This is a genomic window from Pseudomonas putida group bacterium ESBL64 (assembly GCF_045277175.1).
Taxonomy (GTDB): domain Bacteria; phylum Pseudomonadota; class Gammaproteobacteria; order Pseudomonadales; family Pseudomonadaceae; genus Aquipseudomonas; species Aquipseudomonas alloputida.
The window spans coordinates 2,065,659-2,079,383 of record NZ_CP145799.1 but is presented as its reverse complement, the minus strand read 5'-3'; the positions used below and the strand labels follow the sequence as shown (position 1 = coordinate 2,079,383).

General features: G+C 66.4%; 2 protein-coding genes. Both read left to right on the top strand.

Annotation, left to right across the window (positions count from 1 at the left end):
- Nucleotides 1-8: 8 nt before the first annotated feature.
- Nucleotides 9-10,307, top strand: coding sequence for an amino acid adenylation domain-containing protein (locus tag V6093_RS09525; protein ID WP_341782630.1), 10,299 nt, complete (start codon nucleotides 9-11; stop codon nucleotides 10,305-10,307).
- Nucleotides 10,304-13,480, top strand: a complete 3,177-nt coding sequence (locus V6093_RS09520; RefSeq protein ID WP_406669780.1) for a non-ribosomal peptide synthetase — start codon at nucleotides 10,304-10,306, stop codon at nucleotides 13,478-13,480. Before V6093_RS09525 ends, V6093_RS09520 begins: the two co-directional genes overlap by 4 nt.
- The last annotated feature ends 245 nt before the right edge of the window (nucleotides 13,481-13,725 follow it).

Sequence of the window (13,725 nt, the reverse complement as noted above, 5' to 3'; positions counted from 1 at the left end):
GGAAGGGCGTGCAAAAGTTAATCGAATCGGTAGCAACACTGTCGGCAAAGCAACGCAAGGCGCTGGCGGTGCTGCTCAAGCAGCAAGGTGTCGATCTGTACAGCGTGGCACCTGTTTTTCGACGCGATCCGACCGAGCCGCTTTCGCTGTCCTTCGCCCAGGAGCGGCAGCTGTTTCTTTGGCACCTTGAGCCAGACAGCGCCGCCTATCACCTGCCCAGTGCGCTGAACCTGCGCGGCGCACTGGACCTGGCTGCCCTGCAGCAAAGCTTCGATGCGCTGGTGGCGCGCCACGAGTCGCTGCGCACCACCTTCGCCACTGACGGTGAGCGCACCACGCCAGTGATCCATGCCCCCGCGCCGGTGAGCATTGCCAGGCATACCCTGGCCCTGGCGCCCGGCGAGGACCGGGCGGCGCGGCTGCGCACCTGTATCACCGAAGAAATCCGCCAGCCGTTCGACCTGGCCCAGGGCCCGCTCCTGAGGGCCAGCCTGCTGTGCCTGGGGCCGGACGATCATGTGTTGCTGATCACTCAGCACCACATTGTCTCGGATGGCTGGTCGCTGGCGCTGATGGTGCAGGAGCTGGTGCACCTGTATCGCGCGTACAGCAGCGGCCAGCCTGCCAACCTGCCGGCGTTGCCGATCCAGTACGCCGACTATGCCGCCTGGCAGCGTCAATGGATGGATGGCGGCGAACGGCAGCGCCAGCTAGCCTACTGGACCGCCCAGCTGGGCGGTGAGCAGCCTGTGCTGGCGCTGCCCGCTGATCGCCCGCGGCCGTTGCACAGCAGCTACCGTGGCGCCCGCATCGACCTGCCACTGAGCCCGGCACTGGCCGATGGCCTGCGGCAACTGGCACGGCGCGAAGGGGTGACCCTGTTCATGCTGTTGCTGGCGACCTTCCAGTGCCTGTTGCACCGCTACACCGGGCAGTCGGACATCCGCGTCGGCGTGCCGGTCGCCAACCGCACCCGCAAGGAAACCGAAGGCCTGATCGGCTTCTTCGTCAATACCCAGGTGCACAAGGCCGACATCGATACGCACCAACCGTTCGTCCGCCTGTTGCAGCAGGTCAAGGCCACTGCGCTGGAGGCCCAGGCGCACCAGGACTTGCCCTTCGAGCAGCTGGTGGATGCGCTGCAGGTCGAGCGCAGCCTGAACCGCAGCCCGTTGTTCCAGGTCATGTTCAACCATCGCAGCGCCGAGCGCCGGCTGCCAGGGGCCACACAGCTGCCAGGCTTGAGCGTGGAAGTGCTGGCGTGGGAAGAAGTGAACGCCCAGTTCGACCTGACCCTGGACACGGTCGAGACCGCGGATGGCCTGTGGGCATCGCTGACCTACGCCACCGACCTGTTCGACGCGCCAAGCGTCGAGCGCATGGGGCAGCATTGGCAGCATCTGCTGCACAGTGTGGTAGCCCAGCCGCAACAGCCGGTGGGCGAGTTGCCGATGCTTAGCCCGCAGCAGACGCAAGCGGTGCTGCATGACCTTAACGACACCGCCACCGACTACCCCGGCGACTGGCGCGTGCACCAGCTGTTCGAGGCGCAGGCGCGTCGCCAGCCGGATGCCACGGCACTGCTGTTCGGCGACCAGCGCATGAGCTACCGGGCGTTGAGCGAGCTGTCCAGCCAATGGGCGCACAAGCTGATCGAACAGGGCGTCGGCCCGGAAAGCCTGGTGGGTATCGCCGCCGAGCGTTCGCTGGAAATGGTCGTTGGCCTGCTGGCGATCCTTAAAGCCGGCGCCGCCTATGTACCGCTGGACCCAGACTACCCGGCCGAGCGGCTGGCCTACATGTTCGAAGACAGCGGCATCGAACTGCTGCTGACCCAGGCGCACTTGCGCGAGCAGCTGCCGGCGTTTGCCGGGCAGGTCCTTTTGCTGGACCAGCCCGGCGAACTGGGCGGGTACTCGCGGCAGGTGCCGGCGTGCCGGCTGCACCCCGAGAACCTGGCCTACGTCATCTACACCTCCGGCTCGACCGGGCGGCCGAAAGGCGCCGGCAACCGCCACCTGGCGTTGTATAACCGGCTGGCGTGGATGCAGCAGGCGTATGCGCTGGACGGCGCCGACACGGTGTTGCAGAAAACCCCGTTCAGTTTTGACGTGTCGGTGTGGGAGTTCTTCTGGCCACTGATGACTGGTGCACGGCTGGCCCTGGCGGCGCCGGGGGAGCATCGCGAGCCGGAGCGGCTGATCGACACCATCGAGCGCCACCAGGTGACCACTTTGCATTTCGTGCCGTCGATGCTGCAGGTGTTCGTCCGCGAGCCGGGCCTGCAGCGCTGCCACAGCGTGCGGCAGGTGATCTGCAGCGGCGAGGCGCTGGCGGTGGACACCCAGCAGCAGGTGTTCAGCCACCTGCCCGGTGCCCGCCTGCACAACCTGTACGGGCCGACCGAGGCAGCGATCGACGTCACCCACTGGACCTGTGTCGACGAAGGGCGTGACAGCGTGCCGATCGGCCAGCCGATCGCCAACCTGTACACGCACATCCTTGGCCCGGCGTTCGAAGCCTTGCCCCAGGTGGCCATGGGCGAGCTGATGCTCGGTGGCCAGGGCCTGGCGCGTGGTTACCATCGTCGCCCTTCGCTGACGGCCGAGCGTTTCGTGCCCGACCCGTTCGGCAGCCACGGCCAGCGGCTGTACCGCACCGGCGACCTGGCGCGCTACCGCGACAGCGGGGTGATCGAGTACTGCGGGCGCATCGACCATCAGGTGAAGGTGCGCGGGCTGCGTATCGAACTGGGTGAAATCGAGGCACGGGTGCTGGAGCACCCGCAGGTGCGCGAGGCGGTGGTGCTGGCCCAGGACAGCGGGCATGGCCAGCAGCTGGTGGCCTACGTACTGGCCGAGGAGCAGGGCATGGCAGTGGACGCCGCCGAACTGCGCGACAGCCTTCGCGAACAGCTCAAGGGCAGCCTGCCGGACTACATGGTGCCGACGCACATCCTGCAGGTGCAGGCCTGGCCGGTGACGGCCAACGGCAAGCTCGACCGCAAGGCCTTGCCCAAGCCCGACAACAGCGCCCTGCAGCAGGCCTACAGTGCACCGCAAGGTTCGCTGGAACAGCAGATCGCGGCGATCTGGCAGGACCTGCTCAAGCTGGAGCGGGTCGGCCGCAGCGACAACTTCTTCACCCTCGGTGGCGACTCGATCGTCTCGATCCAGGTGGTCAGCCGCGCCCGCCAGGCGGGCATCCGCTTCACCACCAAGGACCTGTTCCAGCACCAGACGGTACAAGACCTGGCCGCAGTCGCCCAGGTGGGGGGGGCGGCACAGGCCGACCAGCGCCCATTGCACGGGCCAACCCCGATGCTGGCGGTGCAGCATGCCTTCTTCGACACAGCGATTGCCGACCGCCAGCAGTGGAACCAGTCGGTGCTGTTCCGCCCGCTGCAGGCGCTTGATGCACAGGCACTGGAGCAGGCGCTGCAGGCCCTGGTCACGCACCACGACAGCCTGCGCCTGAGCTTCGTCGAGGTTGATGGGCAGTGGCAGGCCAGCTACCGGCCTGCCGGGCCGGTACAGCCACCTTTGCTATGGTGCGCGACACTGGCCGATGCCGGTGAGCTGCAGGCATTGGGCACCGAGGCCCAGTGCAGCCTCAACCTGGCCGATGGGCCGATGCTGCGCGCGGTGCTGGCAACCTTGGCGGACGGCAGTCAGCGCCTGTTGCTGGCGATCCATCATCTGGTCGTCGATGGGGTGTCCTGGCGTATTCTGCTGGAGGACTTGCACCGGGCCTACCAACAGTGTGCGGCCGGGCAGGTGCCACAGTTGCCCGCCAAGACCAGTGCCTTCAGGGCCTGGGCCGAACAGCTGCAGGCCTACGCCGGCAGCGACACGTTGCAGGCCGAACTGGGCTATTGGCAGGCGCAGTTGAGCCATGCCAGCGGCAGCCTGCCGCAGGACAACAGCGCTGGCGCCCTGAGCAACCGGTACGCCCACACGGTCTACAGCCACCTGGACGGGGCGCTGACCCGACAGCTGTTGCAGCAGGCCCCGGCCGCTTACCGCACCCAGGTCAACGACCTGCTGCTGACTGCGCTTGCGCGGGTAATCTGCCGCTGGAGCGGCGAACCCTCGACCCTGATCGAGCTGGAAGGGCACGGGCGCGAAGCGCTGTTCGACAACCTCGACCTGGGCCGCACGGTCGGCTGGTTCACCAGCCTGTTCCCGCTGCGGCTGAGCCCGGCGGCAACGCTGGATGGGTCGATCAAGCAGGTCAAGGAACAACTGCGCGCCGTGCCCGAAAAGGGCATTGGCTATGGTGTGCTGCGCTACCTGGCAGACGCTGCCAGCCGTGAGTGCCTGCGTGCCTTGCCTGTGCCGCGCATCACCTTCAACTATCTGGGCCAGCTGGATGGCCACCTGGCGACCGATGAGCAGGCGCTGCTGGTGCCCTGCGTAGACCCCAAAGGCGATGAGCAAAGCCTGGACGCGCCATTGGGTAACTGGCTGACGCTCAATGGCCAGGTCTACGCCGGTGAGCTGAGCCTGGGCTGGACCTTCAGCAGCGACATGTTCGAAGTCGCCACCGTACAGCGCCTGGCCGATGAATACAGCCACGAGCTACGCGCCCTGGTCGAGCACTGCTGCCAGCGCGAACACGCCGGTATGACCCCGTCGGACTTTCCGCTGGCCGGCCTGACCCAGGCCCAGCTCGACAGCCTGCCGCTGCCGCCAGCGATGGTCGAAGACATCTTCCCGCTTTCACCCATGCAGCAAGGCATGATGTTCCATACGCTGCTGCAGCAGGGCGGGGATTACATCAACCAGCTGCGGGTCGATGTGACTGGCGTGGATCCCGAGCGCTTCCGTGCTGCCTGGCAAGCGGCGGTCGACTGCCATGACCTGCTGCGTGGCAGCTTCATCTGGGGTGAGCTGGCCAGCCCGTTGCAGATCATTCAGCGTGAGGCGCAATTGCCGTTCGCGGTGCATGACTGGCGTGGCCGTGACGACCTTGCCGATGCGCTGGAGGCGTTCGCTGCTGCAGACTGCGGGGCCGGCTTCGACCTGGGCAAGCCGCCGCTGTTGCGCCTGACCCTGATTCGCCTGGATGCGCAGCGTTATCACCTGATCTACACCAGCCACCACATCCTGATGGACGGCTGGAGCAATACCCGGCTGCTGGGCGAGGTGCTGCAGCGCTACCACGGCAGCGTGCCGGAGCAAGGGCCGGGGCGTTTCCGTGACTATATCGCCTGGCTGCAGCGCCAGGATGGCGAAGCCCGCCAGGCGTTCTGGACCCGCCAGTTGCAAGACCTGGATGCACCCACTTTGCTGGCCAGGGCCACGGACTGGGCAGCCGGTAGTGAAGGGCAGGGGCAGGTCGAGCGGGTACAGCAACTGGATGCCCGGCAGACCGCCCGCCTGGACGCCTTTGCCCGTGAGCGCAGGGTCACCGTCAATACCGTGGTGCAAGCGGCCTGGCTGCTGGTGCTGCAGCGCTATACCGGCCAGGCCTGCGTCGCCTTTGGTGCGACCACGGCTGGGCGGCCGGCCGAACTCAAGGGCATCGAACAGCAGATCGGCCTGTTCATCAATACCTTGCCGGTCATTGCCAGCCCACGCCCGGAGCAAGCGCTGGGTGACTGGCTGGACACCGTGCAGGCGCTGAACATCGCCCTGCGTGAGTACGATCACACGCCATTGTTCGATATCCAGCGCTGGGCCGGGCAGGGCGGCGAACCGCTGTTCGACAGCATCCTGGTGTTCGAGAACTACCCGGTGTCCGAAGCGCTGCAGGCCGATACCACCAGCAGCCTGGTGTTTGGTGAGGTGGCGAACCACGAACAGACCAACTACCCGCTGACGCTGGTGGTTAACCTGGGTACGCACCTGTCGCTGCAGTTGAAAGCCGATCGGGCACGGTTCAGTGCCCGGTTGGCCGAGCAACTTGGCGAGCACCTGTTGCAGGTGTTGCAGCAGATGCTTGAGAGCAGCGCCGAAACGGCGTTGGGCGAGTTGCCGATGCTGAGCCCGCAGCAGGCGCAAGCGGTGCTGCATGACCTTAACGACACCGCCACCGACTACCCCGGCGACTGGCGCGTGCACCAGCTGTTCGAGGCGCAGGCGCGTCGCCAGCCGGATGCCACGGCACTGCTGTTCGGCGACCAGCGCATGAGCTACCGGGCGTTGAGCGAGCTGTCCAGCCAATGGGCGCACAAGCTGATCGAACAGGGCGTCGGCCCGGAAAGCCTGGTGGGTATCGCCGCCGAGCGTTCGCTGGAAATGGTCGTTGGCCTGCTGGCGATCCTTAAAGCCGGCGCCGCCTATGTACCGCTGGACCCAGACTACCCGGCCGAGCGGCTGGCCTACATGTTCGAAGACAGCGGCATCGAACTGCTGCTGACCCAGGCGCACTTGCGCGAGCAGTTGCCGGCGTTTGCCGGGCAGGTGCTGCTGCTGGACCAGCCCGGCGAGCTGGGCGGTTACGCGCGGCAGGTGCCGGCGTGCCGGCTGCACCCGGAGAACCTGGCCTACGTGATCTATACCTCCGGCTCGACCGGGCGGCCGAAAGGCGCCGGCAACCGCCACCTGGCGCTGTACAACCGGCTGGCGTGGATGCAGCAGGCGTATGCGCTGGACAGCGCCGACACGGTGTTGCAGAAAACCCCGTTCAGCTTCGACGTGTCGGTGTGGGAATTCTTCTGGCCGCTGATGACCGGTGCACGGCTGGCCCTGGCGGCGCCGGGGGAGCATCGCGAGCCGGAGCGGCTGATCGACACCATCGAGCGCCACCAGGTCACCACTTTGCATTTCGTGCCGTCGATGCTGCAGGTGTTCGTCCGCGAGCCGGGCCTGCAGCGCTGCCACAGCGTGCGGCAGGTGATCTGCAGCGGCGAGGCGCTGGCGGTGGACACCCAGCAGCAGGTGTTCAGCCACCTGCCCGGTGCCCGCCTGCACAACCTGTACGGGCCGACCGAGGCAGCGATCGACGTCACCCACTGGACCTGTGTCGACGAAGGGCGTGACAGCGTGCCGATCGGCCAGCCGATCGCCAACCTGTACACGCACATCCTTGGCCCGGCGTTCGAAGCCCTGCCGCAGGTGGCCATGGGCGAGCTGATGCTCGGTGGCCAGGGCCTGGCGCGTGGTTACCATCGTCGCCCGTCGCTGACGGCCGAGCGTTTCGTGCCCGACCCGTTCGGCAGCCACGGCCAGCGGCTGTACCGCACTGGGGATTTGGCGCGCTACCGCGACAGCGGGGTGATCGAGTACTGCGGGCGCATCGACCATCAGGTGAAGGTGCGCGGGCTGCGTATCGAACTGGGTGAAATCGAGGCACGGGTGCTGGAGCACCCGCAGGTGCGCGAGGCGGTGGTGCTGGCCCAGGACAGCGGGCATGGCCAGCAGCTGGTGGCCTACGTACTGGCCGAGGAGCAGGGCATGGCAGTGGACGCCGCCGAACTGCGCGACAGCCTTCGCGAACAGCTCAAGGGCAGCCTGCCGGACTACATGGTGCCGACGCACATCCTGCAGGTGCAGGCCTGGCCGGTGACGGCCAACGGCAAGCTCGACCGCAAGGCCCTGCCCAAGCCCGACAACAGCGCCCTGCAGCAGGCCTACCGGGCGCCGCAAACCCCGCTCGAGCAGCACGTTGCGGGTATCTGGCAGGAGGTGCTCGGCCTTGAGCGGGTGGGCCTTGGCGACCACTTCTTCGAGCTGGGTGGTCACTCGTTGCTGGCGACCCAGGCGGTATCGCGGATGCGCAAGCTGCCGGGTGTGCAAGTGACGTTGCGTGACCTGTTCGATCACCCGGTGCTGGAGCGCCTGCTGGCAGCGCTCGGCGGCGCTGGCAAGGCTGCGACCGCGCACGGTGTCGAGCTATTGGCCCATGGAGAAAAAGCCACCGCACCGTTGTCGTTGATGCAGCGGCGCTTGTGGGTTGCCGAACAATTGTCCGGGGGCAGTGCTGCCTACGGCATGCCATTGGCCCTGCGCCTGCAAGGGCCGCTGCAGGTCGAGGTGTTGCGCAACAGCCTGAACGCGCTGGCGCAGCGACATGAAGTGTTGCGTACGGCCTACGTGCAGGACGACGAGGGTGATCCGCTGGCGCTGATTGCCGACCGGATCGAGGTGGATATCGCCCTCGACGACTGGTCCGGGTTCAGCCCGCAGGAGCAGCAACGGTGCATTGCCGAAGCCACCCTGGCCAACGCCAGCACACCGATTGCACTGGAGCATGCGCCATTGTTGCGCTGCCGTCTGGCACGCCTGACAGACCAGGAGCATGTGCTGTTCTTCGCCATGCACCACATCATCTCCGATGGCTGGTCGATGGGCGTGCTGGTCCGCGACCTGGTTGAAATCTACCGTCACAGCGCCCCAGGGCAGACCCACCTACTGGCGCCGTTACCGCTGCAGTATTCAGACTTTGCCTTGTGGCAGCAGGCCCTCGAGCAGGCGGGTGAGCTGCAGCGCCAGGCAAGCTACTGGCAACAGGCCTTGGCGGGCCATACCGGCCACCTTGAGCTGCCACTGGAACAGCCGCGCAGCGAGCAGGCCTCCCATGCCGGCGGTGCGGTGGACTTTAGCCTGTCGCCAGCATTGACCGATGCGCTTGGCCAGTTCGCGGCCAAGGCCGGGGTGACCCTGTACAGCACGCTGCTGGCGGCGTTCCAGTGGTTGATGCACCAGACCAGCGGTGCCCACGACGTACTGGTCGGGGCCGACACCGCAGGCCGCCAGCACAGCGAACTGGAAGGCCTGATCGGCTTCTTCGTCAATGTATTGCCGCTGCGTTCCAGGGTGAGCGATGGGCTGGCCTTCGGTGACTTCGTGCAGGGCACCCAGCGCACCTTGCTCGCGGCCCTGGAGCATCAGGACCTGCCGTTCGACATGATCGTCGAGGCCCATGGCGCCCCGCGGGTGCGCGGCATGAACCCGCTGGTGCAGGTGCTGTTCGTGATGAACAACCTGCCCGTACGCAGCGAAGCCCTGGCCGACATTACCGTGCAGGCGCTGCCCGCCCCGGCGCTGTATTCGAAGTTCGACATGGCCCTGTTCATCGAACAGGAGGCCGGGCAGCTCAGTGGCAACTGGCAGTTTGCGACAACGCTTTTCAGGCAAGAGCATATCCAGCGACTCGTCAGCGCATGGATCGCGATGCTCGAACAGATCGTCAGTGTTCAGGATATGAGGTGGCAAGCGATGAACGTTCCATTACAGGGTGGCGCCCTGGCTGGCAGCACACCGGTAAGCGCCCCGGCCAGCAAGGCCGACAAGCTGGGCAAATTCCTCAAGCGCTCTGCCGGTGCCACTGCAGCTGCACCGCCACGGGCAGCGGTGCGCGAGTCGCTGCTGGTACCAGGCCAGCTGTTCCCGTTGCTCGTCGAGCCTGGCGACGCATCGATCGACCTGATCGAGTGGGTGCGCAACAACCGGCCGCTGGTCGAGCGCAAGCTGGGCGAGCATGCCGGGATCCTGTTCCGCGGCTTTGCCCTGGAGGGTATCCAGGGGTTTGAAGCATTCGCCGAAGCTGTACAGCCGGGGCTTTACGGTCAATACGGTGACCTGCCGAAGAAGGAGGGGGGCAAGAACACCTACCGCTCCACGCCGTACCCGGAAACCAAAATGATCTTGTTCCATAACGAGAGTGCGCACCAGGACAGCTGGCCGCGCAAGCAGATGTTCTATTGCGAGCAGCCTTCGCCGGTCGGCGGTGCCACGCCGGTGGTCGACTGCCGCCTGATGTACGAAAAGCTGCCGCAGGCACTGCGGCAAACCCTCGAGGACAAAGGGCTGCTGTATGTGCGCACGTTCGCCGACAAGCTCGACGTGCCATGGCAGCATTTCTTCCGCACCGATGACCGCGCCGAGGTCGAGGCCCGTTGCCGTGCCGCTGGCATCGAATGGCGCTGGCTGGACAACGACGAGTTGCAGACCCGCACCCGCTGCCCGGCAATCATCACGCACCCGATCACCGGCGCACGCTCGTTCTTCAATCAGGTGCAGCTGCACCACATCTATTGGCTGGAGCCGGATGCGCGTGAAGACCTGCTGGCCATGTTCGGCCTGGAGCGCATGCCACGGCATGTGTACTTCGGCGATGGTTCGCCGATCCCCGACCAGGACATGCAACTGATCGGCGAGCTGTATGAAGCCTGTGCCGTGCGGTTCCAATGGCAGAAAGGCGACGTGATCCTGGTCGACAACATGCTGGCGGCGCATGCCCGTGACCCGTACGAGGGACCACGCAAGATCGTCGTGGCGATGGGCGACATGTTCGACCGGGCCGCGCTGGAGGCGGCTGCGGCCATGCAGGTGATGGCGACCGAGGAGGCCCAGGGATGAACAGTTACGTAGACCAGGCCGAGGACATCGGTTTTGCCCTGACCGTCGACCAGCAACACTGGCTCGATGCCTTGCCCGCTTGCCCGGACTGGTCACAGGCCGCGACGCTGCTGAAGATCAGCGTTCAGGGCCGGCCGGACCCGGCGCGCCTGAGCCAGGCGCTTGAGCGCTTGGTCGAGCGCCACCCGATATTGGCCGGGCGCCTGGGCACTGCCCCGGGATACCGCGGCATGCGCCAGTTCATCGGCGCCCGGCGGCCAGCCCTGACGCTGGCAGTGCAGGCCGAGGCAGGTGCGCTGGCACTGCTCGAGCCTTGGTTGCAGCAGCGCTTCGAAATCGACCAGCTGCCAGCCGCCCAGGCCTTGCTGGTACCGGCCGCCGATGCCGGGCAATGGCATCTATGGCTGGGGGTGGCGGGCTTTGCCTGCGACGCGGCTGGCATGGCCATGCTGTACCGTGACCTGGCGGCGTTGTATGACATGCCAGCCGGGCCGGATGAAGACCTGCCTGAAGCCTTCGGGCAGTATCTGGAGTGGCGTGCCGAAGTGGCCCAGGATGAGGATGCAGCGGCAGCCCGTGGCTACTGGCAAGGGCACCTGATGCCAACGGAGCAGGGCATGAGCGCGCCTTGGCCAGCCTATCGCCAGGACCAGCCAGCGACGCATCAGGCACACCATCAGGTGAATCTGCCGCTGGCCTTGCAGGGGCAGTTGCAACGCCTGGCCGACGCCCGTCAGGCCAGCCTGGACACGCTGCTGCAGGCGGCCTGGTGGGCCTTGCTGGGCCGGCTTGGCGACAGCAACCGGTTGTTGGGCGCCTGGCAGCACGATGCGCGACAGGATTATGACTACTTCGCGAACAGTGCGGGGGCGTTCAGCAAGTTATTGCCGTTGTGCCTGCAGTGGGCTGACGAAACCCGTTTCGGCGAGCACCTTGCAGCGCTCGGCGCCGCGCTGGAGCAGCATGTGGCGTGGCAGGAGTACTGGGTACCGGAATGGGTGCCCACAGCCGTGCCGACCGTGGCGTTTTCCACTACGCCGGCGCTCGCGCCGCAGGTTGCCGGCGGGCTGTGCTGGCAGGGCGAGCTACTGGCGCCGCGCCTGCCGACGGGCATCGAGCTGCAGCTGCGCATTTGCCCAGCAGCGGGTGCTGACCAACCGATTACCGTGAGCCTGGATTACCTGGCCGGGCGCTACAGTGCCCGCGGCATGCAAGGCCTGCTGGAGCAGTACATTGAATTGCTGCGCAGCATCGCTCAGGCGCCGGACCGCCCGCTGCGGCAGTTGAACCTGCTGGGTGAGGCCGAGCGCCAGCGCCTGCTGTCGATCAACCCCGCGCCGCAACCACTGGCCGCGACATCACTGGCGGCACAGATCAGCCAGTGGGCAATCGACACCCCCGACGCGCTGGCACTGGTCGCAGGTGACGCGGGCCTGAGTTACGCCCAACTGGAGTTGGCAGTGCAGCGCCTGGCGCTGGCGCTGCAGCAGGCTGGCGTGCAACCCGGGGCGGTGCTGGCACTGGCGCTGCCGCGTTCGCTGGACTGGGTCGTGGCGATGTTGGCCAGTTGGCGTGTCGGCGCAGCCTACCTGGCGCTGGAGCCGCACTGGCCCGTTGCCCGGCAGGTGCGCCTGATGACACAGGCCGGCGCCACGCAGGTGCTGGTCGAACCGGCAGCGGTGGCCAGCCTGCGTGAGCAGGGCATAGAGGCGCTGAGCCTCGACAGCCTGTACCCGCTGGCGGTTGACACTGCACGGCTGCAACCGCACGCCGCCAGCGCCAGCGATGCCGCCTATGTCCTGTTCACCTCGGGCTCGACAGGCACCCCCAAAGGCGTGGTGGTCGAGCACCGGCAACTGCTGAACTACACCGCAGGCGTGTGCCACACGCTGGCGCTGGAGGGCTGTCGTCACTTCGCATTCGGCTCGACGGTGTCGGCCGACCTTGGCCATACGACGCTGTTCGCAGCCTTGTATGTGGGTGCGACACTGCACGTGGCCGCCGACGAGGTGATGAAGGATGCTGAACTGTTTGCTGCGTACCTCGAGCAGCAGGCAATCGACTGCCTGAAGATCGTGCCGTCGCACCTGAGCGCGCTGCTGGAGTCGAAGGCACCGGCAGTACCGGCCACCGTCATCCTGGGCGGGGAAGCCCCGAGCGCGGCGTTGCTGCAGCGCCTGTTGCAGATACGTCCGGACTGCAAGCTGTTCAACCATTACGGCCCGACCGAAACCACGGTCGGGGTCATGGTGCACCCGGTTCGGGCGGTACCGACCGGCACCCTCGGGTTGTCGCAGGTGTTGCCCAACAACCAGGTCTATGTGCTGGATCAGCACTTGCAGTTGGCGGTCACCGGCGTGCTGGGCGAACTGTATGTCGGTGGGCAGCAGGTGTGTCGCGGCTACCTGCAAGACGTGCAGAGTGACCCGCCGGCGTTCGTCGAGAGCCCGTTCGTGGCGGGCGAGCGGCTTTACCGCACCGGCGACCTGGCCCGCTATCGCCCGGACGGTGCTATCGAGCTGCAAGGCCGGCGCGACCATCAGGTGAAGATACGCGGCTTCCGCATCGAGCTGGCGGAGATCGAGGCACAGCTGTCGGGTGCACCGCAGGTGGTCGAGGCGGCGGTGTTGTGTGATGGAGAAGCGCTGAGCGCGTATGTCAGCTTGCGCGACGAGGCCACGGCGGCTGCCCTGGACGCGGTCCGCGAGTACCTTGCCCGGCAACTGCCGGCGGTGATGCTGCCGCGTACCCTGCAGGCATTGCCACGGTTGCCGCGCCTGGGCAACGGCAAGCTCGACCGGCAAGCGTTGCGGCAGGTGGGCAATGAACCTGCGGCGGGTCTGCTGGCCCCGCGTGATGCACTGGAAACCGTGATTGCGCAGCGCATGGCGCAACTGCTGGGGCTGGAGCAAGTGGGCATCGAGCAGGACTTTTTTGCACTGGGCGGGCATTCGCTGCTGGTCATCAAGCTGGCGGCAGGTATTCGCAAGTTGCTGCAGTGCGACATCAATCCAGGCGTCATCTTCGACCACGCTACGGTTGCCGCCCTTGCCCAGGCGCTGCGCGAGCGCGAAGCCAACCCTGGCCAGTTGCTCAAGCTGGCCCAGGCCCGTCTGCGGCTCGACAGCATGAGCCCTGAAGAAAAAGCCCGGCTGCTGGAAAAGAGCCGCTGAGCCTCACCACGCCCAGGGGCGGGCAACCCGCCCCTGGGGTCTTTTGCATTGCCTCCCCCGTACTGCCGTGCCGATTGCGTGGAAGGATGCCGGCGAGATACTAATGCAAAAAATTCTCATTCTGGATTTTCCAGGGTGATGCGTCTTATGTAGGAGCGCGCTGAAAGCCACACGTGGCAAGCCGTTTTGACTTGCGTGTCAGGCGTCTGTCGCGGGATCTGCCCGGGGGAGGATGGGCAGCTCGG